The 25,787-nt window shown below is 41.1% G+C and carries 22 protein-coding genes; 8 read left to right on the top strand and 14 right to left on the bottom strand.

Annotation, left to right across the window (positions count from 1 at the left end; genetic code table 11):
- Positions 1-7: 7 nt before the first annotated feature.
- On the top strand, positions 8-1,900 hold the full coding sequence (gene dnaK / locus G9X63_RS10065) for a molecular chaperone DnaK (protein ID WP_252622848.1): 1,893 nt from the start codon (positions 8-10) through the stop codon (positions 1,898-1,900).
- 69 nt (positions 1,901-1,969) lie between these two features.
- Here dnaK and G9X63_RS10060 read toward each other — a convergent pair whose 3' ends face one another.
- The 11 genes from G9X63_RS10060 to G9X63_RS10010 all read right to left on the bottom strand — a co-directional run bounded on the left by G9X63_RS10060 (position 1,970) and on the right by G9X63_RS10010 (position 12,239).
- Positions 1,970-2,734, bottom strand: a complete 765-nt coding sequence (locus G9X63_RS10060) for a DUF3050 domain-containing protein (RefSeq protein ID WP_252622846.1) — start codon at positions 2,732-2,734, stop codon at positions 1,970-1,972.
- A gap of 1 nt (position 2,735) precedes the next feature.
- Complete coding sequence (locus G9X63_RS10055; protein ID WP_252622844.1) at positions 2,736-3,704, bottom strand: XdhC family protein; 969 nt, start codon at positions 3,702-3,704, stop codon at positions 2,736-2,738.
- On the bottom strand, positions 3,701-4,774 hold the full coding sequence (locus G9X63_RS10050) for a cysteine desulfurase family protein (protein ID WP_252622842.1): 1,074 nt from the start codon (positions 4,772-4,774) through the stop codon (positions 3,701-3,703). The genes G9X63_RS10055 and G9X63_RS10050 overlap by 4 nt, the downstream gene beginning before the upstream one ends.
- A gap of 66 nt (positions 4,775-4,840) precedes the next feature.
- Positions 4,841-5,185, bottom strand: coding sequence for a 50S ribosomal protein L20 (gene rplT, locus G9X63_RS10045; protein ID WP_130896642.1), 345 nt, complete (start codon positions 5,183-5,185; stop codon positions 4,841-4,843).
- Between the two features lie 80 nt (positions 5,186-5,265).
- On the bottom strand, positions 5,266-5,460 hold the full coding sequence (gene rpmI / locus G9X63_RS10040) for a 50S ribosomal protein L35 (protein ID WP_130896641.1): 195 nt from the start codon (positions 5,458-5,460) through the stop codon (positions 5,266-5,268).
- An 89-nt stretch (positions 5,461-5,549) separates the two neighbouring features.
- Positions 5,550-6,110 carry a translation initiation factor IF-3 gene (gene infC, locus G9X63_RS10035; protein WP_130896640.1) on the bottom strand — a complete coding sequence of 187 codons (561 nt, stop codon included), beginning with the start codon at positions 6,108-6,110 and terminating at the stop codon, positions 5,550-5,552.
- Positions 6,111-6,191: 81 nt separating this feature from the next.
- The gene (gene thrS / locus G9X63_RS10030) at positions 6,192-8,132 is read right to left on the bottom strand and encodes a threonine--tRNA ligase (protein WP_130896639.1); all 1,941 of its coding nucleotides are present in this window, start codon (positions 8,130-8,132) and stop codon (positions 6,192-6,194) included.
- Positions 8,133-8,191: 59 nt separating this feature from the next.
- A complete protein-coding gene (locus tag G9X63_RS10025) occupies positions 8,192-9,082 on the bottom strand; it encodes a hypothetical protein (RefSeq protein ID WP_252622840.1) in 891 nt (296 codons plus the stop codon).
- Positions 9,073-10,467: an aldehyde dehydrogenase family protein gene (locus G9X63_RS10020; RefSeq protein WP_252622838.1), complete on the bottom strand. Its 1,395-nt coding sequence runs from the start codon at positions 10,465-10,467 to the stop codon at positions 9,073-9,075. Before G9X63_RS10020 ends, G9X63_RS10025 begins: the two co-directional genes overlap by 10 nt.
- Before the next feature lie 2 nt (positions 10,468-10,469).
- Positions 10,470-11,228 carry a hypothetical protein gene (locus G9X63_RS10015; RefSeq protein WP_130896636.1) on the bottom strand — a complete coding sequence of 253 codons (759 nt, stop codon included), beginning with the start codon at positions 11,226-11,228 and terminating at the stop codon, positions 10,470-10,472.
- Positions 11,229-12,239 (bottom strand): AMP-binding protein, encoded by a 1,011-nt coding sequence (locus G9X63_RS10010; RefSeq protein ID WP_252622836.1) that lies wholly within the window; start codon positions 12,237-12,239, stop codon positions 11,229-11,231. It lies immediately after the preceding gene.
- Between the two features lie 85 nt (positions 12,240-12,324).
- Between G9X63_RS10010 and G9X63_RS10005 the strand changes: the two genes are divergently transcribed.
- The 5 genes from G9X63_RS10005 to G9X63_RS09985 are packed head-to-tail and all read left to right on the top strand — an operon-like array spanning position 12,325 to position 16,527.
- Positions 12,325-12,774, top strand: a complete 450-nt coding sequence (locus tag G9X63_RS10005) for a DUF2452 domain-containing protein (protein ID WP_130896634.1) — start codon at positions 12,325-12,327, stop codon at positions 12,772-12,774.
- Positions 12,775-12,778: 4 nt separating this feature from the next.
- Positions 12,779-13,603 carry a 1,4-dihydroxy-2-naphthoyl-CoA synthase gene (gene menB / locus G9X63_RS10000; RefSeq protein ID WP_130896633.1) on the top strand — a complete coding sequence of 275 codons (825 nt, stop codon included), beginning with the start codon at positions 12,779-12,781 and terminating at the stop codon, positions 13,601-13,603.
- Between the two features lie 2 nt (positions 13,604-13,605).
- The gene (locus G9X63_RS09995; protein WP_130896632.1) at positions 13,606-14,010 is read left to right on the top strand and encodes an EVE domain-containing protein; all 405 of its coding nucleotides are present in this window, start codon (positions 13,606-13,608) and stop codon (positions 14,008-14,010) included.
- Positions 14,011-14,013: 3 nt separating this feature from the next.
- The gene (locus G9X63_RS09990; protein WP_130923395.1) at positions 14,014-15,618 is read left to right on the top strand and encodes a hypothetical protein; all 1,605 of its coding nucleotides are present in this window, start codon (positions 14,014-14,016) and stop codon (positions 15,616-15,618) included.
- Between the two features lie 3 nt (positions 15,619-15,621).
- On the top strand, positions 15,622-16,527 hold the full coding sequence (locus G9X63_RS09985) for a class I SAM-dependent rRNA methyltransferase (RefSeq protein WP_236633915.1): 906 nt from the start codon (positions 15,622-15,624) through the stop codon (positions 16,525-16,527).
- On the opposite strand, the gene G9X63_RS09980 is transcribed toward G9X63_RS09985, so the two are convergent.
- The 3 genes from G9X63_RS09980 to G9X63_RS09970 form a co-directional block, all read right to left on the bottom strand.
- Positions 16,524-17,414, bottom strand: coding sequence for a bifunctional 5,10-methylenetetrahydrofolate dehydrogenase/5,10-methenyltetrahydrofolate cyclohydrolase (locus tag G9X63_RS09980; RefSeq protein ID WP_130896630.1), 891 nt, complete (start codon positions 17,412-17,414; stop codon positions 16,524-16,526). The genes G9X63_RS09985 and G9X63_RS09980 overlap by 4 nt on opposite strands.
- Before the next feature lie 4 nt (positions 17,415-17,418).
- Positions 17,419-19,908 carry a type I DNA topoisomerase gene (gene topA, locus G9X63_RS09975; RefSeq protein ID WP_252622834.1) on the bottom strand — a complete coding sequence of 830 codons (2,490 nt, stop codon included), beginning with the start codon at positions 19,906-19,908 and terminating at the stop codon, positions 17,419-17,421.
- 95 nt (positions 19,909-20,003) lie between these two features.
- Positions 20,004-22,292, bottom strand: coding sequence for a DUF5686 family protein (locus G9X63_RS09970; RefSeq protein WP_252622832.1), 2,289 nt, complete (start codon positions 22,290-22,292; stop codon positions 20,004-20,006).
- A gap of 179 nt (positions 22,293-22,471) precedes the next feature.
- Between G9X63_RS09970 and G9X63_RS09965 the strand changes: the two genes are divergently transcribed.
- Together G9X63_RS09965 and G9X63_RS09960 are read left to right on the top strand one after the other, a co-directional pair.
- A complete protein-coding gene (locus G9X63_RS09965) occupies positions 22,472-24,736 on the top strand; it encodes an aconitate hydratase (RefSeq protein WP_252622830.1) in 2,265 nt (754 codons plus the stop codon).
- Positions 24,737-24,801: 65 nt separating this feature from the next.
- The gene (locus tag G9X63_RS09960) at positions 24,802-25,743 is read left to right on the top strand and encodes a ribose-phosphate pyrophosphokinase (RefSeq protein ID WP_130896626.1); all 942 of its coding nucleotides are present in this window, start codon (positions 24,802-24,804) and stop codon (positions 25,741-25,743) included.
- The last annotated feature ends 44 nt before the right edge of the window (positions 25,744-25,787 follow it).

Below are 25,787 nucleotides of genomic sequence, written 5' to 3'. Positions count from 1 at the left end.
AATAATCATGGGAAAAATTATTGGAATTGACTTAGGAACCACCAACTCATGTGTGGCGGTAATGGAAGGGAACGAGGCAGTCGTTATTGCAAACTCAGAAGGTAGACGTACGACTCCATCGATCGTTGCATTTTTAGAGAACGGCGAACGTAAAGTAGGTGATCCTGCGAAAAGACAAGCGATTACAAATCCACAGAATACGATTTCATCTGTGAAGCGATTCATGGGTAAAAAATATTCAGAGGTTAGCTCTGAACTAAAAACGATTTCTTACTCGGTAGAGCAAGGAAATAATGATACACCACGTGTTCGCATCGGTGATCGTTTATATACGCCACAAGAAATTTCTGCGCAGATTTTGACAAAAATGAAGCAAACAGCAGAGGATTATTTAGGCCAAACAGTAACGGAAGCAGTTATCACTGTTCCTGCTTACTTTAATGATGCAGAGCGTCAAGCGACGAAAGAAGCAGGTCAAATCGCAGGTTTAGAAGTAAAACGTATCATCAACGAACCTACGGCTGCTGCACTTGCTTATGGCGTAGACAAAGGTGGTAAGGATATGAAGATTGCGGTATTCGACTTAGGTGGTGGTACGTTTGACGTATCGGTACTTGAATTAGGTGATGGCGTATTCGAAGTAAAATCAACAGATGGCGATACACACTTAGGTGGAGATGACTTTGACCAAGTAATCATCAACTGGTTAGCGGAAGAATTCATCGCTGACGAGAATATCGACTTGCGTAAAGATCCAATGGCTTTACAGCGCTTAAAAGAAGCGGCTGAAAAAGCGAAAATCGAATTAAGTTCTAGCGCTGCAACGGAAATCAACTTACCATACATTATGCCGGTAGATGGTATCCCGAAACACTTAGTACGTTCCTTATCAAAAGCGAAATTCGAGCAATTAGCCGATAGCTTAATCCAGCGTACTTTAGAGCCTTGCAAGCGTGCGATGAAAAATGCCGGTTACACGAACTCGGATATCGATGAGGTAATCTTAGTAGGTGGTTCGACGCGTATTCCACGTATTCAGGAGGAAGTGGAGAAATTCTTTGGCAAAAAGCCTTCTAAAGGAGTAAATCCAGATGAGGTAGTTGCGATCGGAGCTGCTATTCAAGGTGGTGTATTAACGGGAGAGGTGAAAGACGTTTTATTATTAGACGTAACGCCACTTTCATTAGGTATCGAGACCATGGGTGGTGTATTCACGAAGTTGATCGAGGCTAATACGACGATTCCTACGAAGAAGTCTGAAACCTTCTCTACGGCAGCGGATAACCAACCATCAGTAGAATTAAACGTTCTTCAAGGTGAGCGTCCAATGGCGAAAGATAACCGCTCATTAGGCCGTTTCCACTTAGATGGTTTGCCACCTGCACAACGCGGTGTACCTCAAATCGAAGTAACATTCGATATTGATGCGAATGGTATCTTGAACGTTTCTGCCAAAGACAAAGGAACAGGTAAAGAACAAAAAATCCGTATCGAAGCATCTAGCGGCTTAACGGACGCGGATATCGAGAAAATGCGTAACGAGGCGAAAGCAAACGAAGCATCGGATAAATTAGAAAAAGAAAAAGTAGAAAAAATCAATCAAGCAGATGCGTTGATTTTCCAATCGGACAAGCAATTGAAAGAATACGGTGAGAAATTATCGGAAGGAAATAAAACGGCGATCGAAGGTGCTTTGGCAGAATTAAAAGTGGCTCACGCTTCTCAAGATTTAGCTGGTATCGATGCTGGATTAGAAAAATTAAACACGGCATGGACAGCGGCATCTCAAGAGATGTATGCTGCAGGAGCTGAAGCAGAAGGCGGTCAAGCAACTCAATCAGCAGATTCAAATGGATCTGACGGAGGAGCGGAAGACGTTTCTTTTGAAGAAGTAAAATAAGCCTAAGCGGTAAATAAAAAGCCCGATCTGTTCTAGATCGGGCTTTTTTTATGCCACATCTCTACTCTCTTATCTATTATCTACAATCCCGTCCCACAACTTCAGCCTAACCTGCAATGACTCCACTGCAGCCTGAGTCGCATTCTGCCACTTAGAATCATCGTTACCACACAAATGTTCCATCATCTTATAGGCTAACTCACTGTGGTGACCACCATCTACTTCGATATGACGCTCTAAGTAATACACTAAAGTTTCTACTTTATCCGGTGAATCTCTTTTTAATTGATCAACAATGACTTGAAACATCTCCGGAATAATGTCCTCTCTACCAAAAGTAAATATGGCCGCAATCTCTTCTATACTTCTATTCTGAATAGATGAAAAAGTAAATGTTAAGAAAGCCTTAACGGATTCAGGGATATTGGATTTAGGGATAGCCAGTAATAATTCATCCAAATTCGCGAAAGATCTTAACTCCTGTAAGAAAGGAGAGGGCATAAACGACAATTCCTCCATCGCTCTTAAGTAAAGTTCAAAATGGCTGATGTAAACACCATTTTGATCCACATCGGACTCTTCCCCTAATACAATCTCATTGATTAAATAACGAACTTCTGCTGGGCCTTTGGGATTCCAAGGCACATCAACAGAGGTAAATTCCTGTTGCAACTTCTTTACTAGGGACATAAAGTCCCATACAGCGAAGACATGGTGCTTCATAAATACCTCAAGTTCTGCGGTACTTTGAATAAAGGAATTGATTGGATGATGCACTAAAGCATCACGTAAAGGGGAAATTTGTTCTTTTAGGCGGTTGATTTGTGTACTCATACTATTCGTGAATGGCACGATCTCGAAGATGCAATCGCTGACCGTTTCTGTTATTTTTTAGGGTTAAAATTTCGGCCATAATGGAGATCGCAATCTCTTCTGGTCCTTCTGCACCTATATCCAGACCAATCGGTGTCGAAATAGGTAATAGCGTAACTAAATCCTGCTTGAAATGGTTTTGGAGCTTTTCAAATCTTTTTTTAGGCCCTAGAATTCCCACATAGGCTGGTGTAATAGCAGCGGAGAGCAATTTTTCCAAAATCTTTACATCCTTTTCCAAATCATGCGTCATCATCACCAGAAAATCAGAAGATTGTACAGGCCAAAGTTCCTCATAACTATAGCGCCCCTGAACAGTAAGATGCGATGCCATTTTGGACAATATCCCTACCCAATTCACGCGCCAAGCCAATCCACTCGCTTGCTGAATAAATCCTTGCGCATCGAATTGATTCCCAAAGACCCATACTGTCATAGGCGCTGGCAAATACTCCGTAAAGACACCATCCGACCATTCACTTCCATGTGAAGCAAATGCATCATCTAATTCAATTTTAAAATTAGCCGATAAATGCATCTGTAAAGTATGAGCTACATTTCCTTCTAAATGACTCTTTAAAGCTTCGACCAGCGCATTAATTTGATCCTGAAATGGATTAATATGAATTTCAATGACTCCTTGACAACCTAATCCAATACCTAAGGCAAACGGATCTTCCTCCCGAGTGTCGTAAGTAATCGTTTTATAATTTTGCGAAAACAAGGCCAATTGCGCCTTTTTTAAAATATCCCCCTCTAAACAACCGCCTGAAATTCCACCCCACCAGTTTCCATCTTCTGCGATCAACATTCTCGCTCCGGGACGACGGTAGGCGCTACCCTCCACACGAACCACGGTTGCTAAGACAAATTTTAACCCTGACTTTTGAAGGTCTTTTACTTGTTGAATGACCGTATAAAGCTCTTTCATAGAAGTGTAGGTAAATGGTGAGAAAGGATATCACACACGCGATCAATCTCTTCATTCGTCGTGAAATAACCTAGACTAAAACGGCCGCTAGCTAACGCATCTTCGTCTGAGTGCCCTAGTGCTTTTAGTACATGCGAAGGTAATTCAGTTTTAGCATTACAAGCTGAACCATTCGAAAACGCTAAGCCGTTTAATACTTGAAACATTTTTTCCCAATCAGCCCCTTTTAGCGTAAAATTAAGAATGGATGGAACGGAATTTTCAGGAGAATTAATCAATGGGAGGTAACTAGAAAGACGCTCTTTGGCATCCTGGTAAAAAGAAGCTTTAGAAAGCCAGTCAGGAATCATCTCCACAGCCTTTGCCAACCCCACGATTAACGGAACTGGTAAAGTACCAGGTCGTAAACCTCGTTCCTGCCCACCACCATAATGAATTGGCTGTAAAGGAACTCGAACAATTAAAGCACCGATTCCCTTAGGGCCATAAATCTTGTGTCCACTAAAACTTAGAAGATGTGGCAATTTAGTCAGCGAGAGTTTTCCTATGGCTTGAGTTGCGTCTGTGTGGAAACAAATACCACGAGCTTCACAAAGGCGCAATACCTCCTCATAGTCTAAAATAGTCCCTACTTCATTGTTGACTAACATTAGAGAAATGAATATCGTCTCTGGACGAATGGCTTTTTCAAGTTCCGCAATATCCGTCAAATAAGTCACCGACCAACCTTCGACCTCTAAGGCATGAAACACCTCTAATACAGCCTTGTGTTCCATAACACTCGTAATGAGGTGTCCTTTCGGCTTTCCTTGCAGAAAACCACGTATTGCTAAGTTAATAGATTCAGTGGCGCCGGATGTAAATACGACTTCGGAGGGTTTTACTTGAAAATAGGTTGCTAATGTTGCACGAGACTGCTCCACCGCTTCTGCGGCTCTCCAACCATACAAATGGGCAGATGAACCTGCATTTCCAAATACTTCTGTAAAATAGGGGAGCATAGCCGAAAGCACCTCCGGGTGAACCGGAGTAGTCGCTGCATAATCAAGGTAGATCGGCTGATGCATCATAGGACAAATATAGGCACAAAAAAAAGCCCCGAAAAATTCGAGGCTCTCTTTCTGTTGAAACAAGAATTACTTCAAGTTCTTCACAACTGCTTTGAAAGCTTCAGGATGATTCATCGCTAAGTCAGCTAAAACTTTACGATTTAAAGTCATTCCAGATTTATTGAATTTACCCATGAACGCTGAGTAAGAAAGACCTTCTTGACGAGCTGCTGCATTGATACGTTGGATCCATAAACCACGAAAATCTCTTTTCTTAACTTTACGATCACGGTATGCGTATTGCAAACCTTTCTCTACTTTGTTTTTTGCTACTGTCCAGACATTTTTTCCGCGACCGTAGAATCCTTTCGCTAACTTAAGGATTTTCTTTCTTCTAGCTCTTGAGGCTACGTGATTGACACTTCTTGGCATAATTTTTTGTTTTTTGAAATGAGGCGAATCGGTTGATTACTTGAGCCTTCTTTCTGGTTTAACAATAACTTAAATTCTAATTAAAGACCTAACAATAAGTTAACGCGGTCCATATCAGATGGGTGAACTAAAGTAGCGTGAACTAAATTACGCTTTTGTTTAGTTGTTTTTTTAGTTAGGATATGGCTATGAAATGCGTGTTTACGCTTAATCTTACCAGTTCCCGTTACTTTGAAACGTTTTTTCGCTCCAGAGTTAGTTTTAATTTTTGGCATTGTTTGATAATTATGTAAAAATTAAATTTTGAAATTTGGAATGCAAAAGTAATGAAAATTACCCTATAATTCCAGCATCCGTATGAAAATTATTTCTTGATAGCTTTAGGGGAGAAGATGATGCTCATACGCTTACCTTCTAATTTAGGCATATCGTCTGGCTTACCTACATCTTCTAAACCTTTAGCGAAATTCAAAAGCAACATTTCACCACGCTCCTTAAACACAATCGTTCTACCCACAAAGTGCACGTAAGCTTTCACTTTAGCACCTTCTTTTAGGAAATTAACGGCATGTTTTAATTTGAAATTGAAATCATGCTCATCCGTGTTAGGACCGAAACGAATCTCTTTAATGACCGTTTTCGTGGCATTGGCTTTGATTTCCTTCTGTTTCTTCTTTTGATCATACTTGAATTTAGCATAATCGATGATCTTACAAACAGGAGGGACTGCTTTAGGAGAAATCTCCACAAGATCTAAATTCTGAGCTCCAGCTAATTCCAAAGCCTTCGCAAAGGGATAAACTCCCACCTCAATATTCTCGCCTACTAAACGAACCTCCTCTACACCACGAATTAACTGATTAATGCGGTATGGCTCTTCTTCTCTTCTGTTTCCTCTGTAATTGTTATTCGGGCGTAAAGCCATAAAATAAAATGGGTTTAATATAGATTAAATCGAAAGCTAAATCAAAATTAACGCAATTGCAAGCAAAAAGCGCATAAGCTCCTATTTTTCATAGGTTAAGGACTGGATTTCTTCTTGTGCCATCGCGATGAAAGCGTCCAAAGTCATCGATCCCACATCTCCGTCACCTTTCTTACGAACGCTGACAATACCTTCTGCTTGTTCCTTTTCACCTACTACAATCATGAAAGGCACTTTAGCGATTTCCGCATCGCGAATTTTACGCCCCATCTTTTCATTCCGGTGATCTACATACCCACGTAAATCTTTCTCTTGTAAGCGTAAGTACAATTCGTTCGCATAATCCTCGTATTTCTCAGAAATAGGAAGAACAGCGATTTGATCCGGTGATAACCATAGAGGGAAATTACCCGCAGTATTCTCGATTAAAATAGCCACGAAACGTTCTAATGAACCAAATGGTGCACGGTGAATCATGACTGGACGGTGTTTCATATTATCTGAACCCGTATATTCTAATTCAAAACGTTGTGGTAATTGATAATCTACCTGAATGGTACCTAACTGCCACTTACGACCCAAGGCATCTTTCACCATAAAGTCAAGCTTAGGGCCATAGAAAGCCGCTTCGCCGTATTCAATTACGGTAGGAAGACCTTTGGCTTCTGCTGAACGAATAATCGCTGACTCAGCCCGATCCCAATCTTCATCGTTACCGATGTACTTTTCTCTGTTCTCTTTATCACGCAAAGAAACTTGAGCTGAATAGGAATCAAAACCTAAGGCTTTGAACACATATAAAACCAAGTCAATTACCTTCATAAACTCGTCCTCTACTTGATCAGGACGACAGAAAATGTGCGCATCATCTTGAGTAAAGCCTCTTACACGCGTTAAACCGTGCAATTCACCACTTTGCTCATACCGATATACCGTACCAAACTCCGCTAAACGCAAAGGCAAATCCTTGTAAGAACGAGGCTTTGTCTTGTAAATCTCGCAGTGGTGAGGGCAATTCATCGGTTTTAAGAAGAATTCCTCATTTTCATCTGGCGTACGAATGGGTTGGAAAGAATCCTTTCCGTATTTCGCATAGTGACCAGAAGTCACATATAATTCTTTGCTCGCAATGTGCGGTGTTATGACAGGAGAATAACCCGCTCTTACCTGCGCACGACGTAAAAAGTTTTCTAAACGCTCACGCAATAATGTGCCTTTAGGCAACCACAAGGGTAGACCCATGCCTACTTTCTCGGAAAAGGCGAACAATTCCATTTCCTTACCGAGTTTACGGTGGTCACGGCGTTTAGCTTCTTCTAATAAGGTCAAATATTCTTCTAATTCTTTCGCTTTAGGGAAAGTGATCGCATAAATACGCGTTAATTGCTTTCGTTTTTCGTCGCCACGCCAGTAGGCTCCAGCCACAGAAAGTAATTTGACGGATTTAATAAAACCCGTATTAGGGATATGTGGTCCACGGCATAAATCCGTGAAATTACCTTGGTTATAAAAGGTGATCGAGCCATCAGCTAAACCATCAATTAATTCTAATTTGTATTCGTCGCCCTTCTCTTGGAAATAAGAAATGGCATCAGCCTTAGAAACAGACGTACGAACATATTCATTTTTCGTACGTGCTAATTCCAGCATTTTATCTTCGATCGCCTTGAATTGATCTGAACCAAATTCTTGCTCTCCTAAGTCGATATCGTAGTAAAAACCGTTTTCAATAGCTGGCCCGATACCAAATTTGGTACCTGGATACAAAGCCTCGATCGCTTCTGCTAATAAGTGAGCAGATGAATGCCAAAAGGTCTTTTTCCCATCTGCATCATTCCAGGTTAACAATTGTAAAGCTGCATCTGCTTCAATAGGAGTGGAGGAATCCACTACTTCACCATTTAAATTAGCCGCTAACACGTTACGTGCTAAACCTTCTGAAATAGACAAGGCTACTTGAAAAGGAGTGATTCCATTTTCAAATTCTCTTACTTGTCCGTCGGGAAATGTAATTTTGATCATTCTAAAAAATTTGTGCAAAGGTACAAATTAAGGCGCAATGTATTGAAATGCGCACCTGATTAATTTTGAGATAAAGAATCTGACGAAACAGCCAGTGAATCTGAAGCAGATTCTGCGCGCTTGATGGGTAATAAACCTTGTTTGGCTAAATCAAAATACACCAATTCCGCTTGCAAGGATTTCGTTTTAGGATATACTTTAAGCACCTGTTTATAGACCAAAGCCGCCTGAGAATATTTTTTCATTTTAACCAAAAAACGAGCCCAATACCGCATAAAATAGGGATCCATCGGGTATTTCTTCAAACTAGCTAAAATGAGTTGCTGGTAGCGCAAGGAGGCAAGCTTTTGTAAAGCCTGATCATAAAACACATAGACTAAAGGCGATTCATCTGCAGGCTTAGTATCCATCAAAGTATAAAGTCGAACAGAATCTGAAACGGCATACTCTTTCACAGCCTTAAAGACGGCCTTATCAAGGGTCGGCAAATGCTCGGCATTAATTTTCTTTATATAATAGCGGCCTAAACTCATCTGCTTTGTGGCAACATAATTTTGAGCCAGTAAAAGACTATTTTGTGGAGAATTCCAATCCGTAATTTCAACCAATTTCGCGCGATCAAGCGAAGTAGAATAATCCTCTACTTTTTGCTTAATCTGGGCTGAAAGTGCTAAATAGGCAGGCTCGCCGGGATTATCACGCAAGGATCTTTCTAGATCCTGGTCCGCTAAACCATAGGCATGCAGAGTCACATAATTTTTCGCACGTAAATAATACAAGTTCGCACTCGGCTGATCTTCCAGTTGCAGGGTTAGAAATTGAATGTTCTTTTCCGCTTGCTGACCTACGGAAATGGCTTGCTGATCTGGTATCTTTTCTCCTTTAGAATCTGGGGAACTTTGGCAAGACCATATAAACAAACACCCTAAAAAGAATACTCTTATAGCCATTTTAATACAAAATCAATCATCCAACGTACTTTCACGCCGTAAGGAGGATAGAAGTTTTTCAGTAAATTAGTTCGTTGAATGACCACTGATTTTTGGTTAGAAAATTCCACAAAACCATAGTGACCACCTGATTTACCAATGCCTGAGTGATTTACTCCACCAAAAGGCAATTCATTATGCCCAAATTGAATCAAACAATCATTGACGACTGACGTTCCCGAACTCGTATGATCCAAAATGTAGTGATTAAACTCCGCATTAGTCGAAAACACATACAAAGCCAGTGGTTTATCTCCCTGACGAATGCTTGCTGTGACTTGTAATTCATCTTGATAGGACATCACCGGTAGGATAGGGCCAAAAATTTCCTCCTGCATGATGCGCATCTCCGGAGTGCAATGAATCAATACAGTAGGCTCAATAAAGCAATCGTCCGCATCGGTCTTTCCACCAAACAACACTTGTGCCCCTTTCTCTTTCGCATCCTCTAAAAGCGAAACGATGCGATCAAAATGACGGCGATTCACAATCCGGGCATAATCTTTACTTTTGGCTACGTTCTTTCCGTAAAAAGTTTCAACCGTCGCCTCTAACGCTTTCAAAAATGAATAATAATTCTTCTCATGAAGATAGAGGTAATCTGGAGCGATGCAGGTTTGGCCATTATTCAAGAACTTACCCCAGGCAATTTTCGCTGCAGCCTCTTCCACATTCACATCAGGGCCCACAATCGCAGGCGATTTACCCCCTAATTCAAGAGTTACGGATGTCAAATGCTTGGCAGCCGCTGCCATCACCACTTTACCAATTGCCGGACTCCCAGTGAAAAAAATATGATCAAATTTCTGCTCTAATAAAAAAGTAGATACGGAGGCATCCCCCTCAAAAACAGCTACTTCACTCGGATCAAATAAGGATGAAATCATCTTTTGAATAAATGCCGCGGTGGCAGGGCTCAATTCTGAAGGTTTCAAAATCACCGCATTTCCGGCCGCAATGGCATGCACCAAGGGACAAATCGACAAATTAAATGGGTAATTCCAAGGAGAAATGATCAAACAAAGCCCTTTAGCTTCGTACTGCACTAATCCTTTCGTTCCCAAAAGCATCAGGGGCGTTGAAACCGATTGAGGCTTCATCCATGACTTCAAGTGCTTAATGGTATGGTTAATTTCTCGCTTTACACCTAACATCTCCGCTATCACCACTTCAGAAGCTGGCTTCTTAAAATCAGCATATAAGGCGTCACACAATTCGTTCTTGTGTTGCATCAAATAGCTTTCGATTTTGCGTAATTTCTCCATTCGCTCGGTAGCAGAAGAAGTAGATAAACGCAATAAAGCGGATTTCTGAAGGCTCAGAACGTCTAAAATTTGATTTTCCATCGTTAAAAAATGAATTGCAATTTTTCTTCTAATTCGTCAAAATAGTAATTGTTCCCACTGGGTTTACGTAGCGAATGTCCGGCTACATACCATAATCCATCTCCTGGATAAACAGCTAAACTAGCCGATTTACAGTTCTGATTCGCCTTGTCTGCAGAGAATTCAGCAATAAAAACGTGGTTCATTAAATCTTGTAATTCATCCCAATTAGCAAAGGTTTTCTGTCCTTCTTCACTGTCTTGATACGTAAAACTCAAGGAGGCAAAAGACATTTCACCCTCGATCTTACGCCAATTTCCTTTGCGATCCATGAATTGAAATCCTAAATAAAGCGGTAATTCACGACCATCGATTTCGAACATCGCTTGCATAAATTCTTGAATTAACGATTCCTGAGGCTCTAAATACAAGGGCACGTTGGGTGTTGTGTCATTCGCTTCCAACGTAATAAAAGGCTCCTGGTCTTTAGGGGAGCAAGATCCTGTCACATATTCTTGGAAAGCAGACATCAAACGATCTCGCCAAACCAAAGGCAATTCACCTTCATAAGTCCAGCTATCATCAGGCACCAAACCATCCGCAATTAATTCTTCACGCGAAAAATCCGAGCGATCAATGTATTGAATTTCAATTGCCACCGAGGGCTTGTCTGTATCAAATTGCAAAAAAGAAAATACAGCTTCTAAATGATAAGGCGCTGGCACATTAATGGGCGACTCATAGAATAGTTTGAAGCTGCGGGATAATTTATTCGGGTTCATCTAAAGGGAATTAAGATACAAAGCTACGGTTTTCGCCGTATCAATTTTAGCACTCGCGGTTTTAATAAAAGAAGGAAGGCAAATGATTTCTTTGGGAATCTCTGCAGAACTGAGCAGCCCCGGCTCTACGGAAAATGACATAGGCATGGAGGATTCCAAAAACAAAACCAATTTATTTCCCCAAAATGCGTCCGGAATTCCAGCCACGAAAAGGGGCAAGGAGGTCAATGAACGATATACTTGTTCAATTTTCTCTGGTTGTAACTTGATACCGCCAGAATTAATGACACGATCTAAACGTCCTTTTAAGACAAATTGACCCGCGGCCACCAGTTCAACCACATCTCTTGTCTCTATCCATTTGTTTTCGGTCGTCGGAGCACAAATCAATAAACAATCTTCGTCAGTCTGAGCGATTTGGACACCTGGCAATGTTTGAAAATAGGACTGATTCCAAGTCCTGTAGGCAATATGGGAAACCGTTTCGGTCATACCATAAGTTTCATAAACAGGAAAACCGTAGTCTTTTCGCAAGCTATCTGAGACAGATGCACCTCCTAAAAGAATACCTTTTGCCTGTTTAAAATAATCGCTGAGGTGAATTCCTGAATCGAGCATAGTCGCCCACTGCGTGGGAACAAAAGAAGTTAAATGAATGTCAGTCGGAGGAATATGGCTTAAGGGGTTTTGGCAAGGTTCGACTAAAATCAAAGATAAATCGTGTACCAAAGCACGTATTAAGACCATTGCTCCAGCTATATACAGAGGAGAAAGGGATAACAAAGCCGCATCTCCTTTTTCTAATTTCAACCAATCTCCAGTCATCTTCGCCGAAACATACAGGCGCTCACGAGATATTACAATGAGCTTTGGTTCTCCCGTTGAACCTGAAGTATGAAAGGTAAATTCCGTTTGACCCGTTCGCCAAGCCTGGCAAAAAGCAAAAACTTGCTGTTCAAATTCTGTTTCAGCAACAGGGAAATCCAAGAAGAGTGAAGCCAGGTGGCGCATATAATTAGAGAATCTTTCCAAAATTAACCAAACATTCTCTAATTTCGTAGGTTAATAAGGGTACACCCTTTAGCAAGCCCCATTTATGTCAGAAGAAGCATTTTTTAATCCCATCAATCCTGATAAAGTAGCCGAAAATCCAGGTTTACTACCGTATGCTCATACAGCAGGAGGAGCGGTTATTAAACCGGACGATATGGGTAAGGTGAAAGGACGTTCTATGCTAGCCATGCGCCAGCAAACGGATCGCCAAATGAACCAGTTGTATGAACAAATGGAGGTTTTGGCACGTCAGGCGAAATTATTAGCCGATCGAAAAGAAATATCCGAGCGCATTTATGATGCTGCCATGGGATTCGAACCCATCATCAGCGAAACCTATTATTTGTACGAAAAAGAGAATGGAGCAGACCTGCTTTCTCTGGTAGCACCAGAAGAATGGGGCCGCTCATTCAAATACAGCCGTTTTTTAGCTAAAGTAACTTTATTAGCCGACCATACGTGGGAGGTTGAATACAACGAATCAAACCAGTAAATCTATGATCTCATCTTTTCCTTGGGAAACCATTAAAACCTACGAGGATATCTTATTTCAATTCTATAATGGAATTGCTAAAATCTCCATTAATCGCCCGCACAAACACAACGCATTTACGCCATTAACGGTGCAGGAGATGTCTGAAGCGATGGAGTTAGCGCGTCAGGACACACGGGTGGGTGTAATTATATTAACAGGTGAAGGTGGAAAAGCTTTCTGCTCTGGAGGCGATCAAAGTGTTCGTGGAGATGGAGGATATGTAGGGAAAGACGCGGTGCCTCGTTTAAATGTGTTAGATCTTCAACGTCAAATCAGAACCATTCCGAAGCCTGTGGTGGCGATGGTGGCTGGTTGGGCGATAGGTGGCGGACATGTTTTACACGTCATCTGTGACTTATCGATAGCCGCAGAAAATGCACGTTTTGGACAAACAGGACCTAATGTAGGTTCTTTTGATGGAGGTTTTGGTGCTTCTTATTTAGCACGAGTAGTAGGTCAAAAGAAAGCAAGAGAAATCTGGTTACTTTGTGATCAATATGACGCGTCAGACGCGCTTCAAATGGGATTAGTGAATAAAGTAGTTCCTTTAGAAGACTTGGAAAAAACGACGGTGGAGTGGTGTGAGAAGATTTTGGAAAAAAGTCCTTTAGCGCTTCGCATGTTGAAATCTGCGTTCAACGCGGAATTAGACGGACAGGCGGGTATTCAAGAATTAGCCGGTAACGCCACACTCTTGTATTATTTATCTGACGAGGCCAAAGAAGGTAAGAATGCCTTCCTCGAAAAGCGTAAACCAGACTTCTCTAAATTCCCTAAATTCCCCTAAATATGAATTATTGGTTAGTTAAATCAGAACCGTTCAAATATTCTTGGGATGATTTCGTTAAGGAGGGGAAATCTGTTTGGGATGGGGTGCGAAATTACCAAGCCCGGAATAATATGATGGCGATGAAAAAGGGCGATTGGGTCTTTTTTTACCATTCAAACGAAGGGATGGAAGTAGTAGGTTTAGCCGAAGTGCAAAAAGAACATTTTCCAGACCCGACCACGGAAGATCCGCGTTGGGTGGTAGTCGAATTAATTCCTGTGAAAAAATTCGCTAAAACCGTAACCCTGAAAACGATGAAAGCTGACGATCGCTTATCCGGTCTAGCACTCATCAAACAATCCCGTTTATCGGTAACGCCCGTCGCAAAAGCAGAATTCGATATTATTTTAAGCCTAGCTGAATAACAGATGAAATCGATCCGTCTACTCTTTGTTTTACTTCTTTGTAGCCTAGCGGCAAACGCTCAAGAAATTAAGCGAATTGAGATTCCTATCGCAGGACAATTAGAAACCTTTTCCATTCCTTTAGGGGAAAAAGGGGTTATCGTATTAACACAAGTAGGCAAATCAGAATTCAACATTCGTAAATTCAACACGAATTTAGAGCAAGTTTGGATGAACCAGGGGAGTATCGAAGGGAATCTTGATTTTGTCACGCATTGCTACGATGGAAATAATCTATACTTACTATTCAGTCGATTTAAAAGCAACAATTATTACATCGTTCGTGTTAACCCGACTGATGGTAAACTAGAAAAATTCCAAATTTTCTCGGTAGAAAAAATGGAAATTTCAAACTTCAAGGCTTTAAATCAATCGCTCTTTATCGGAGGAATTGTGAATAATACCCCGGTTATTCTTTTTACCAATTTAAGTGAAAAAAGAACGCGCATACTTCCAGCTGTGGTTAACGGACAAGCAGAAATCCAGTCCATGGATTTAGATACGACACAACAGCAAATCAATGTGGTCTATTCCGTAGGTAAAAAGGCAAAGAACTACCAACTAATTTTGAAATCCTTTGATGAGGATGGAAATCAATTAGGGCAAATTACGATGAACCCGAAAGAGGAGTACGCTCAAATGAATGCTAAATCCACTCAACTGAACGATTCCTTGCAGGTAGTAGTGGGTACCTATGGCCACAAAGGCTCTATTGGATCCTCTAAAGGACCTAGTTCTCAAGGATTGTATTTCAGTTCCTATCTGGATGGTGATTTACAGGAATCCAAGTTTACAAGCTTTACCCAGTTTACGAACTTCTTTAATTTCTTAGGTGAAAAGCAAAAGAATAAACAAGAGAAAAAGATTAAATCGAAAGAAGAAAAAGGGGAGGAGCTTCGATTGGATTATCGCTTATTAATGCATGAAATCATTAAAAAAGGGGACCATTATATCGTCGTAGCGGAAGCCTTTTATCCGGATTATAAATATGTGAATTATTCTCCTTTTGGTGGAACCTTAGGAATGCTAGGTGGCGGACTCTATTCTCCTTGGAATATGCTTTATAATCCCTATCGTTGGGGCTACGGAAATTACGGATTGTATTCGCCATTTTCCAGCTATTATAGCCCATGGGGATACAGAGGATACAACTCCTATAGTAATTCACAGCAATTTGATGGTTGGATTTATACCCACGCAGTCATCGCTGAATTAGATGAAAAAGGTAACGTATTGTGGGATCAATCCATCGATTTGAATAATATCAAAGAGGATAAGTTGATTCAAAAAATAAAGACCTCCTTACATGGAGATATGTTGACTTTATCTTACCAAAGAGGGAACAACATCATCTCTAAATACATCAGCGCACAAGGTCAATCGGGCGATGAAAAAATACAAGAATTAAGTACTCAAAATGAGGGTGATAAAATCCGCCGTCAAGAAAAATCAGATTTACATTATTGGTACAGCAATCACTTTATCGCTTCAGGCAACCAAACCATTAACAATTCAGAGGAAGGAAGACGCTCCGTTTATTTCCTAACTAAAATCCCATTGAACCCCTAAAATTTGAAAAATTCAGCTTCTATTGCCATTGAAACACCCGCATTTTGGGGTAAAAATTACGAATTAATTGACTCCGGTGGGTTCGAAAAGCTCGAGCAATTTGGGGCTTTTGTGGTGAGACGTCCGGAGCCACAGGCGGTTTGGCAAAAATCATTATCTGAAGAATTTTGGGCTAGTAAGGCGAATGCTTATTTCAAAAAAGAAAAGGGAAGCAATGAACGCGGTGTTTGGGAAGTAAAGAAAGGCGTACCGGATAAATGGTTTATGCCGTATCAATCGGAGACTTTGGATCTAAATTTTAAGATTTCCTTGTCCTCCTTCAAACACGTGGGGATATTTCCGGAGCAAGCATCGAACTGGGAGTTTTTGGCAAAAAACATTCCTTTGTTAAAAACACCGAAGCCTAAAATCCTAAACTTATTCGCCTATACAGGCGGTGCGAGTTTAGCCTGCAAGCAGGTGGGCGCTGATGTCACACACGTGGATTCGGTAAAACCCGTTTTATCCTGGGCAAGGGAAAATATGGAAGTATCAAAGCTAGACAACATCCGCTGGATGGCAGAAGATGCGCTTAAATTCGTGAAACGCGAAGCCAGACGTGGTAATTTCTACCAAGGTATCTTGTTAGATCCTCCAGCCTATGGACGCGGTCCAGAAGGAGAAAAATGGGTATTAGAAGAGCAAATCGATGATATGTTACGTTCTGTGAAGGAGATATTAGATCCGAAAGAACACATCCTTTTAACGAATGTCTATTCCTTAGGCTTCTCTACCTTAGTTGTTGAAAATTTAATGAAAGGTATTTTCAATGTGCCCGAAAAGGCAGAATCAGGAGAGATCTATTTGAACGATGAATACGATAAAAAACTCCCCTTAGGAGTCTTTTATCGCTATCTATATCAGTCTTAGTTTTTCGGATAAATCACGCCTTTAGCAGCTAAAAGCGTGTTTTTCATTAAGGAAACGATGGTCATAGGACCTACACCTTTGGGTACAGGCGTAATATATGAGCATTTAGGAGCTACATCATCGAAATCCACATCACCCTTTAAAGCAAAGCCTGATTTCTTTGTCGCGTCTTCTACGCGTGTTAAACCTACGTCGATCACAACGGCTCCCGGTTTGATGTGTGCTGCTTTGATAAACTCTGGTATACCCAAGGCCGCAATAACAATATCCCCTTGAGAACAAATTTCTGCTAAGTTAGTCGTTCTAGAATGCGTTAAGGTAACCGTGCAGTTACCCACCGGGTGATTACGCTGCATTAAGATGGACATCGGTAAACCCACAATTTGAGAGCGACCTACTACCACGCAATGCTTTCCTGCTGTTTCAATCTTGTAATAAGCTAATAAATCCAACACTCCTTGCGGAGTGGCAGAGATATATGCCGGTAATCCTTTTGCCATGCGACCTATATTGATCGGATGGAAACCATCAACGTCCTTAGACGGATGAATCGTTTCCATCACTTTATCTGGATTAATGTGCTTTGGAAGTGGTAATTGAACGATTAAACCATCCATATCCGGATTGTCGTTCACTTTTTGAACCTCTGCTAATAAATCAGCCTCAGAGATCGATGGATCAAAACGCAACAGGGTAGAGGCAAAACCTAGTTCCTCACATGACTTCACTTTATTGGCCACATAGGTTTCTGAGGCGCCGTTGTTACCCACGAGTATAGCCACGAGATGAGGGGCTTTTTGGCCCGCAGCGACCATTTGTTTTACTTCTTCACCGATCGCGACTTTCATCGTTTCAGCGACCATCTTTCCATCAATAATCTGACTCATATGCTTATTTTTTACGTGCTTTTTTAGGTGCAGGAGCCGCGTCGCCAAGCGCTAAACACTCCTCCAATGTTAAATCTGCTGGTTCGGTTCCTTTAGGGATCTTTACATTGCGTTTACCGATTTGGATATACGGCCCATACATTCCATTTACCACTTTTACCGTTTCATTTTCCGCAAATTCCTTAATAAACTTATTCGCTTCCACTTTACGCTTCGCTTCGATTAATTCAATCGCACGAGCTTGATCAATGGTAGCTAAATTATCCGTTTTGGCTAACGAATAATATTTGCCATTGTGTTTTACATAGGGACCAAAACGGCCTTTACCCGTCTCAATCAAGGAATCCTCAAAATACCCTAATCCACCTGCTTCCGCATCTTTCAAGGCTTGTGCAATCACGGCAATCGCTTGATCCATTTCAATCGTGAAGGGATCGTGGGTATCTGGCAAACTCGTAAACTTGCCATCGTATTTAATATAAGGACCTAATTTACCAGCACCAATAATTACCGGCATATCGTTATGAATACCCACTTCGCGAGGCAATTTAGGGCGTTCTAATAAGGCCAAAGCTTCTTCAAAAGTCAATGTACTCACCGATTGCGTCTTCATTAAATTCGCAAAAACTGGTTTTTCTTCCTCAGAAGATTCTCCTAACTGTACAAAGGGTCCAAATTTTCCCAAACGAACCGATACTAAACGTCCCGTTTTCGGATCTACACCTAATTCACGTCCACCACCCACAGAACTGCGGTTGATAGATTTAGAATCTTCAATCGTTTGGTGGAAAGACTTATAGAAATTCTTCATTAAGACGGTCCACTCTAATTTACCTTTAGCGATGTTATCAAATTCATCCTCCATCTCCGCAGTAAACGTATAATCGACCACGTTTTCGAAGTTTTCGACTAAGAAATCCGTCACCAAAGTTCCGATATGTGTAGGGAATAATTTCGCTTTTTCCGTACCCACCGTCTCCGTTGCCTTATTCCCAGCAATTTCGTTGTTCGAAAGTACCCAAGTTTGGAATTCACGCTCTCTTCCGGGGCGATCTTCTTTCACCACATACGCACGCTTAATGATGGTGGAAATGGTGGGAGCATAAGTCGAAGGACGACCGATCCCTTTTTCTTCCAAAGCCTTCACTAAACTCGCCTCCGTATAACGTGGCGCAGCACGAGTGAAACGCTCTTGCGCCTTCATTTCATCTAATGCTAATACTTGACCGACGTTCAAAGGAGGCAACATATCTTTGTTCTCATCCTCTTCCTCGTCATCCTTGCCTTCTAAATAGGCCTTCAAGAAACCTTCAAAAGCAATCACTTCTCCTTGAGCAGATAGAAGCTCTGGAGTGGTTGAAATATCGATCAAAGCGGTCGTACGCTCAATCAAGGCGTCTGCCATTTGCGACGCAATCGCACGCTTCCAAATTAATTCATATAAACGCTTCTCGCGTGCATCACCTGTGATACTGTGGTTCGCAAAATCCGTCGGACGGATGGCTTCGTGAGCCTCTTGCGCACTTTCTGATTTGGTTTTAAATTGACGACTGTAGTGGAATTTAGCGCCATAAGCTGATTCAATTTCCGCTTTCGCCTTATCACGCGCTTCTTGCGATAACATCGTAGAATCGGTTCGCATATAAGTAATACGACCTGATTCGTAGAGTTTTTGGGCGACAGACATCGTAGTCGCCACGGCAAAACCTAGTTTACGAGAAGCCTCTTGTTGTAAGGTAGAAGTTGTAAATGGAGGTGCAGGAGATTTTTTCGCCGGTTTCGTTTCTAAGCTTTTGATGCTAAACGCAGCGCCTACACATTTTTTCAAGAAGTCTAATGCATCATTTTCTTTGGCAAAAGCCTTCGATAATTCTGCTTTCAACACTTTTTTACCCGGTAAATCAAAATGAGCGACTACTTTAAAAGTGGCCACCGCCTCGTGATTTTCGATTTCACGCTCGCGTTCTACAATTAACCGAACCGCTACCGATTGTACACGACCAGCTGACAAACCTTTTTGCACTTTAGACCAAAGAACCGGCGATAATTCGAATCCAATCAAGCGATCCATAATCCGACGCGCCTGCTGTGCATTCACTAAATCCATATCAATGGTACGTGGCTGGGTGATGGCTTGTAAGATAGCAGGCTTCGTAATTTCGCGGAAAACAATGCGCTTCGCGTTATCCTTTAATCCTAATGCTTCTTTTAGATGCCACGAAATCGCTTCTCCCTCCCGGTCGTCGTCCGTCGCTAACCAGACCTCCTCAGATGATTTCGCTAGACTTTTTAACTCAGAAATGACTTTGGTTTTATCTGCAGACACCACATAAGTAGGAGCAAAATCATTCTCCACATCAATAGCCTTATCTCCTTTAATAGGCAAATCGCGTACGTGACCAAAAGAAGACTTCACCACGAAATCCTTTCCCAAATATCCTTCTATGGTCTTCGCTTTCGCTGGAGACTCAACGATGACTAAATTTTTTGCCATTATGCTGGTTAAAAAATGAAATTCTTAAAATGACCTCAAATATAAGGGCTCTAAATTTAACAAAGAGGCAAAATTTGACGAAAAGCTAAAAAAAATTATTCTGGAATATTTCCAATGCGAATTCTTGAATTAATATTTACTCGAAATCCGATGTAACTAAATTGACCATTGATAAAGTTAGCAATCGCCTCTAATCGAAAGATCTTGAACACCCCATCAAGACCATATCCAACCTCATTATAGAGTAAATTCTGATTCTGAACATAATTAGCGTTAGCAATTAACACTTCCTTTACGTACAATTTTTTCATTCCTAATAAAGGCTTTAACCATAGATTAGAAAATTGAAAGAAGCTCAGTGCTTCGACATAAGCTCCGGCTGTGGAATTTGCATAATGATTCACATTCAATCGCTGATTTGTACCAGAAGTAAAGTTTTGGTAATAACCGACTAAACGCTCCGAAGCTAACATTTCCCCCGCCTGAATTAAGTTTAACGAACCATTATAATGTTTAAAATCGATAAAATAAGCTGGTTTATTTCCAATAAAAGTCCCTGCATTAATTAATAAGCCCATCTTAATCCAAGGGTTCACTTCAATATTATGTAGATAAGACAATTCCACTTGATTAAAATCAGTCAAAGATCCACCCACGTCTTTCCACCCAGCCCGGTATTTCGCTAATAACAGGGGAGAGGAACCCCAATCCGTCAGACGCGTATTCGCTCGGTAACTTTGAGTCAAAAAGGGCCTAAAACCCACTTGTAACTGAGTAATAAAAGATTGATGGGTCGCAAATCCTTCCTGGGTATACTCTGAATTCGTCGGATTATTCGGCTTAAAGTCGCGATTCAAGAAGTTAATCCAATAATAATCCGTTGTGTTATCCATCTGTGAACGTTCCGAATATTCGATTAACGATTTCAAAAAGAAGCGAGCAGAGAAGCGTTTAGTGAAATTCAGCGAAGTGAATTTAGAACGATAAATCTTCATCTGATTGTTCTTCAACAACAGCGTTGACAGTGAATTCATCTCGGGAGAGATCGTATTCTCCGGATTATACTGCGCCACAAAATCCCCATTAGTCACGGTTAGATCGAAAGAATCACCTCGATAGCGTAATCTAACTAGACCCGAGTTTCGGTTTATGCCAAAAGCTCTCCGTCCTAAAACTTCTGCCTCTAACATATGGTAACGCGACCAATGCTTTCTGAAAACTAAAGCTGTATTAGCTACAAATCCTTCTACCGTATTAAAATTGGAATCAAAAACCGGCGATTTATAATAGATTTCAAATGGATAATAATCACGCTTGAATTCCCCAAAATAAAAGGACTTACTTAAAATCAACTGAGATGGATTAAAAGGGGTTACTTTAAAACTATCAATCACCACCTCGCGATTCTTCATTCCCGGAACTTCTGTAAAAAATGCGGGATCCAATCCTATATTTGTTTCAGCCGTTTTATAATAGACTGAATCAATCATCACTAAATTAGAGGTGGGACGTTGCTTCCACTTTCGTAATAAGGATCCGTGTAAATTGGTCAAAAACTGGTTTGCATAGGTTTCATCAAAAGCAACGGCAGAGATATTTAATGTTTCTTTGGCATTTTTGGGCTCTTCAAATAGGCTAGCTTCAAATTTCCATTCTGACGGTTTCCCTATCGTTTCTTGATCCCATACATATTCGCCATCACTTCCTAATAAACCCGCTAAGAGTCGAATTTGCCCCTTTTTAGGAATCCATTTTCCTTGAAAGTTTTGATTTTGCAAATCAAAAGAATAATCGATTGCATCTGCAAATACAGCCCCTTCAAATCGCACCAACCAACCCGCTTCATCTAAGGTTAATGTTCCCTTAAATAAACGGTCGCGACGTATTTTAGGCACTACTTGAAATTGATAGCAAGCTTTACCTTCGACTAAGGTGTCTCCTTTAAAATTAAAATGGTAATAGGATTTCGCTTGATAACTCAAAGGTGAGACGCAGGACGTTCCCACATAATCTTGGTAAAAATCAGGCCAAAGAAAAAGCGTAGGTTTCGTATACTTCTTATGAAAAGTCTGAACAGATTCAATACCGTGGATTAATTGATTCAAATGACCCACTTGCACTTCTGATATGGTTTGATTCCCATACCATTGCCCCATTTGAATCCCTTCTTTAGCGACTAGTCGCTTGCGAGCAATACCAATAACCTGATTAAATCGTGCCTTTTCTTGCACCTTAACACGCATCTTAAAAGAACCAATGGACTTACCATGTTCCTCAGCGGAACTCAAAGCTCTGTCTAGTATGGAAGCAGGACTGAGGGATTGCGCTTGACTTTCATTTGGATCAAAATGAAAAAAACATCCAATCAAAAGCAATATTTTCAAATAGTTCAAGCGATGTGGATCTTAAAATGTTCAAATAGTCCTATTATAAATAGGTTAAATCAAGCAATAAAACAAAGTTCCTAATAATTCCCTAACAAAGGAAATGTTCTCATAAAATAGTGGCAAAATTGAAGCTAATCTATTAATTTTGTAAACATTTTTTACCAAACACTTTTACCATGGCCTTTGACATTGAAATGATTAAAGCTGTTTACGATCGCATGCCGGCTCGCATTGCTGCGGCTCGTGCGTTAACAGGTAAACCGCTTACGTTAACTGAAAAAATTCTTTATAGCCATTTATGGGAAGGAACAGCTTCTTCTGCGTATGCAAGAGGTGCTTCTTATGTAGATTTTGCACCAGACCGTGTGGCGATGCAAGATGCAACTGCTCAAATGGCCTTGTTACAATTCATGCAAGCAGGTCGTCCACAAGTGGCCGTACCTTCTACCGTGCATTGTGATCACTTAATTGAAGCAAAAGTAGCCTCTACTACGGATTTAAAAGTAGCAGTGGATAAAAATAAAGAGGTTTATGACTTCTTATCGTCAGTTTCTGACAAATACGGTATCGGTTTCTGGAAACCAGGTGCAGGTATTATTCACCAAGTAGTATTAGAAAATTATGCTTTCCCAGGCGGAATGATGATCGGAACGGATTCACACACGGTTAACGCGGGTGGTCTTGGAATGATCGCCATCGGTGTAGGTGGAGCAGATGCTTGCGATGTCATGGCAGGTTTAGCTTGGGAATTAAAGTTCCCTAAACTAATTGGTGTTAAGTTAACAGGTAAATTAAATGGTTGGACATCTCCTAAAGATGTTATCCTAAAAGTGGCAGGTATCCTGACCGTAAAAGGTGGAACGGGTGCAGTCGTTGAGTATTTCGGCGAAGGCGCGACTTCTATGTCATGTACTGGTAAAGGAACGATTTGCAACATGGGTGCTGAGATCGGTGCTACTACGTCTACTTTCGGTTACGATGCTTCTATGGCGCGTTACTTAGAGTCGACAGGACGTGCAGATGTCGCTGCTTTAGCGAATGGTGTTAAAGAACATTTAACAGCAGATCCAGAAGTGTATGCAAACCCAGAAAAATACTTTGATCAAGTAATCGAAATCGATTTAGATACATTAGAACCTTATTTGAACGGTCCTTTCACACCGGATTTAGCTACGCCTATTTCTAAAATGAAAGAAATGGCAGAGAAAAACGGCTGGCCTACAAAAATCGAAGTAGGTTTAATCGGTTCTTGTACTAACTCTTCTTATGAAGATATCGCGCGTGCCGCTTCTTTAGCGAAGCAAGTAGCTGCGAAAGGATTGAAGACGAAAGCACAATTCACGATCACTCCTGGTTCTGAATTAGTTCGTTACACGATCGAGCGTGATGGTTTCATCTCGACATTTGATTCTATCGGAGCCACGGTATTCTCCAATGCTTGTGGACCTTGTATTGGCCAATGGGCTCGTCCAGGTGCAGAAAAAGGGGAGAAGAACACGATTGTTCACTCGTTCAACAGAAACTTTGCAAAACGTGCAGATGGTAACCCGAACACGTTTGCTTTCGTAGCTTCACCAGAAATGGTCACTGCTTTAGCGATTGCGGGTGACCTAACGTTCAATCCATTAACGGATACGTTAACAAACGAAAAAGGAGAACAAGTAAAATTAGACGCACCTACGGGAGACGAATTACCTAAATTAGGTTTCGCTGCGGAAGATGCAGGCTATCAAGCTCCTGCAGCCGATGGTTCAGGCGTTCAAGTGAAAGTATCATCTACGTCTGATCGTTTACAATTATTAGATCCATTCGCAGCATGGGAAGGTTCTGACTTGAAAGGGTTGAAATTGTTAATAAAGGCCAAAGGTAAATGTACTACGGATCACATCTCGATGGCAGGTCCTTGGTTGAAATACCGTGGTCACTTAGATAACATTTCGAATAACATGTTAATCGGAGCGGTTAACTTCTATAATGAGAAGACGGACAACGTGAAGAATGCATTAACAGGTGAATATGGTCCAGTTCCAGCTACTCAGCGTGCTTACAAAGCAGCTGGTGTAGGAACTATTGTAGTAGGAGATACAAACTATGGAGAAGGATCATCTCGTGAGCATGCTGCGATGGAACCACGTCACTTAGGTGTTCGTGCCGTTTTAGTGAAGTCATTTGCTCGTATCCACGAAACCAACTTGAAGAAGCAAGGGATGTTAGCCTTAACTTTTGCAAACGAGGCTGATTACGATAAAATCCAAGAGGATGATTCTATCAACATCGTAGGTTTAGGAGGCTTTGCTCCTGAAAAATCATTAACGATCGAATTAGTTCACGCGGATGGTAGCACAGATAGTTTTGCTGTGAACCACACGTACAATGAGCAACAAATCGAATGGTTTAAAGCTGGTGGTGCCTTAAACATCATCCGTGCATCCGTAAAATAATTTGAAATAGGGGCGAAATTGCTTAATTTTGCCCCTTATTATTTAAAATAAGCCCTAACAAACCCATGGCAGCGATTAACGCAGTTAAAATATTTTCTGGTTCTGCATCTAATTATTTAGCAAAGGATATTGCGAAGTATTATGGAAAAGATTTGGGCGCAGTAACGAACCTACGCTTCTCAGATGGTGAAATGTCACCTAGTTTTGATGAATCAGTGCGTGGTTGTGATGTGTTTATCATTCAGTCTACATTCCCCTCTGCGGACAATTTAATGGAGTTGTTATTAATGATTGATGCTGCTAGACGCGCGTCTGCTCACTATGTAACAGCTGTCATTCCGTATTTTGGGTATTCACGTCAAGATCGGAAGGATCGTCCACGGGTAGGTATTGGAGCTAAATTAGTGGGTAATTTATTGACAGCAGCTGGAGCTGATCGTTTAATGACGATTGACTTACACGCTGGTCAAATCCAAGGTTTCATGGACTTCCCAGTGGATCACTTGGAAGGAAATGCCATCTTCGTTCCGTATTTGAAATCATTAAATTTAGAGAACATTCTTTTCGCATCACCCGATGTGGGAGGCGTTGTTCGCACACGTAACATGGCCAAATTCTTCAATGCGGAAATGGTTATTTGCGATAAGCACCGTAAACGCGCTAATGAAATTGCTTCCATGCAATTAATTGGAGACGTGAAAGGCGCAGATGTAATCCTAGTCGATGACTTAATTGATACTGGTGGTACCTTATGCAAAGCCGCACAATTAATTATGGATAAAGGAGCAAATTCAGTAAGGGCGGTTGTTACCCACCCCGTTTTATCAGGTAAGGCGTATGAAAACATTTCTAATTCTGTTTTGACAGAGTTATTGGTGACAGATACCATTCCTCAGAAACAAACGTGTGACAAAATTAAGGTACTTTCAGTAGCTGAGCTTTTTGCGAAGGCGATTGGTCGTATCCGTGATCACGAATCTATCAGTTCATTATTTATTAAATATTAATTTCAACCGTTTCTAGGGGATAGCCAATGTGCGAAAGACTAGAA

The sequence above is a fragment of the Aquirufa antheringensis genome (assembly GCF_023921165.1).
Lineage (GTDB): Bacteria > Bacteroidota > Bacteroidia > Cytophagales > Spirosomataceae > Aquirufa > Aquirufa antheringensis.
Note: the sequence above shows the minus strand (reverse complement) of the source record. Positions and strands in the feature narration are given on the sequence as shown.

Excerpts from the sequence above, each read along its gene's own strand:
- G9X63_RS10055 (WP_252622844.1), bottom strand. The coding sequence starts at position 3,704 with ATGAAAGAGCTTTATACGGTCATTCAACAAGTAAAAGACCTTCAAAAG.
- dnaK (WP_252622848.1), top strand. The coding sequence starts at position 8 with ATGGGAAAAATTATTGGAATTGACTTAGGAACCACCAACTCATGTGTG.
- G9X63_RS10015 (WP_130896636.1), bottom strand. The coding sequence starts at position 11,228 with ATGAACCCGAATAAATTATCCCGCAGCTTCAAACTATTCTATGAGTCG.
- thrS (WP_130896639.1), bottom strand. The coding sequence starts at position 8,132 with ATGATCAAAATTACATTTCCCGACGGACAAGTAAGAGAATTTGAAAAT.
- G9X63_RS09990 (WP_130923395.1), top strand. The coding sequence starts at position 14,014 with ATGAAATCGATCCGTCTACTCTTTGTTTTACTTCTTTGTAGCCTAGCG.
- rplT (WP_130896642.1), bottom strand. The coding sequence starts at position 5,185 with ATGCCAAGAAGTGTCAATCACGTAGCCTCAAGAGCTAGAAGAAAGAAA.
- G9X63_RS09980 (WP_130896630.1), bottom strand. The coding sequence starts at position 17,414 with ATGAGTCAGATTATTGATGGAAAGATGGTCGCTGAAACGATGAAAGTC.
- G9X63_RS09995 (WP_130896632.1), top strand. The coding sequence starts at position 13,606 with ATGAATTATTGGTTAGTTAAATCAGAACCGTTCAAATATTCTTGGGAT.
- G9X63_RS10020 (WP_252622838.1), bottom strand. The coding sequence starts at position 10,467 with ATGGAAAATCAAATTTTAGACGTTCTGAGCCTTCAGAAATCCGCTTTA.
- menB (WP_130896633.1), top strand. The coding sequence starts at position 12,779 with ATGATCTCATCTTTTCCTTGGGAAACCATTAAAACCTACGAGGATATC.
- G9X63_RS09965 (WP_252622830.1), top strand. The coding sequence starts at position 22,472 with ATGGCCTTTGACATTGAAATGATTAAAGCTGTTTACGATCGCATGCCG.
- G9X63_RS10005 (WP_130896634.1), top strand. The coding sequence starts at position 12,325 with ATGTCAGAAGAAGCATTTTTTAATCCCATCAATCCTGATAAAGTAGCC.
- infC (WP_130896640.1), bottom strand. The coding sequence starts at position 6,110 with ATGGCTTTACGCCCGAATAACAATTACAGAGGAAACAGAAGAGAAGAA.
- G9X63_RS10060 (WP_252622846.1), bottom strand. The coding sequence starts at position 2,734 with ATGAGTACACAAATCAACCGCCTAAAAGAACAAATTTCCCCTTTACGT.
- G9X63_RS10025 (WP_252622840.1), bottom strand. The coding sequence starts at position 9,082 with ATGGCTATAAGAGTATTCTTTTTAGGGTGTTTGTTTATATGGTCTTGC.
- G9X63_RS10010 (WP_252622836.1), bottom strand. The coding sequence starts at position 12,239 with ATGCGCCACCTGGCTTCACTCTTCTTGGATTTCCCTGTTGCTGAAACA.
- rpmI (WP_130896641.1), bottom strand. The coding sequence starts at position 5,460 with ATGCCAAAAATTAAAACTAACTCTGGAGCGAAAAAACGTTTCAAAGTA.
- topA (WP_252622834.1), bottom strand. The coding sequence starts at position 19,908 with ATGGCAAAAAATTTAGTCATCGTTGAGTCTCCAGCGAAAGCGAAGACC.
- G9X63_RS09960 (WP_130896626.1), top strand. The coding sequence starts at position 24,802 with ATGGCAGCGATTAACGCAGTTAAAATATTTTCTGGTTCTGCATCTAAT.
- G9X63_RS10050 (WP_252622842.1), bottom strand. The coding sequence starts at position 4,774 with ATGATGCATCAGCCGATCTACCTTGATTATGCAGCGACTACTCCGGTT.